General features: G+C 57.3%; 1 rRNA gene. It reads left to right on the top strand.

Going from position 1 to position 1,338, the window contains the following annotated elements:
- Positions 1-77: 77 nt before the first annotated feature.
- Positions 78-1,338: ribosomal RNA gene (locus ACFTQ7_RS24855) — 23S ribosomal RNA — on the top strand; the annotation flags it as partial.

Raw genomic sequence — 1,338 nt, 5'->3', positions numbered from 1 at the left:
CCCCTCAAGTGCCCAACGACATCGATTCGGTGACGTCACCGGTAGTGCGGGGGTGCACAGGGGGCGCGAGCATCTGTGGCCAAGTTTTTAAGGGCGCACGGTGGATGCCTTGGCACCAGGAACCGATGAAGGACGTGGGAGGCCACGATAGGCCCCGGGGAGCTGTCAACCGAGCTTTGATCCGGGGGTGTCCGAATGGGGAAACCCGGCAGTCGTCATGGGCTGTCACCCGCTGCTGAACACATAGGCAGTGTGGAGGGAACGAGGGGAAGTGAAACATCTCAGTACCCTCAGGAAGAGAAAACAACCGTGATTCCGGGAGTAGTGGCGAGCGAAACTGGATGAGGCCAAACCGTATGCGTGTGATACCCGGCAGGGGTTGCGCATGCGGGGTTGTGGGATCTCTCTTTCATGGTCTGCCGGCTGTGAGACGAGTCAGAAACCGTTGATGTAGGCGAAGGACATGCGAAAGGTCCGGCGTAGAGGGTAAGACCCCCGTAGCTGAAATCTGTACGGCTCGTTTGAGAGACACCCAAGTAGCACGGGGCCCGAGAAATCCCGTGTGAATCTGGCGGGACCACCCGCTAAGCCTAAATATTCCCTGGTGACCGATAGCGGATAGTACCGTGAGGGAATGGTGAAAAGTACCGCGGGAGCGGAGTGAAATAGTACCTGAAACCGTGTGCCTACAAGCCGTGGGAGCGTCGGATGCAAGCTTGCTTGTATCTCGTGACTGCGTGCCTTTTGAAGAATGAGCCTGCGAGTTTGCGGTGTGTTGCGAGGTTAACCCGTGTGGGGAAGCCGTAGCGAAAGCGAGTCCGAATAGGGCGATTCAGTAGCGCGCTCAAGACCCGAAGCGGAGTGATCTAGCCATGGGCAGGTTGAAGCGGAGGTAAGACTTCGTGGAGGACCGAACCCACCAGGGTTGAAAACCTGGGGGATGACCTGTGGTTAGGGGTGAAAGGCCAATCAAACTCCGTGATAGCTGGTTCTCCCCGAAATGCATTTAGGTGCAGCGTCGTGTGTTTCTTGCCGGAGGTAGAGCACTGGATAGGCGATGGGCCCTACCGGGTTACTGACCTTAGCCAAACTCCGAATGCCGGTAAGTGAGAGCGCGGCAGTGAGACTGTGGGGGATAAGCTCCATGGTCGAGAGGGAAACAGCCCAGAGCATCGACTAAGGCCCCTAAGCGTACGCTAAGTGGGAAAGGATGTGGAGTCGCAGAGACAACCAGGAGGTTGGCTTAGAAGCAGCCACCCTTGAAAGAGTGCGTAATAGCTCACTGGTCAAGTGATTCCGCGCCGACAATGTAGCGGGGCTCAAGTACACCGCCGAAGC

The organism is Lysinibacillus sp. NPDC056959, assembly GCF_042674095.1.
GTDB lineage: Bacteria > Bacillota > Bacilli > Bacillales_A > Planococcaceae > Lysinibacillus > Lysinibacillus zambalensis.
Note: the sequence above shows the minus strand (reverse complement) of the source record. Positions and strands in the feature narration are given on the sequence as shown.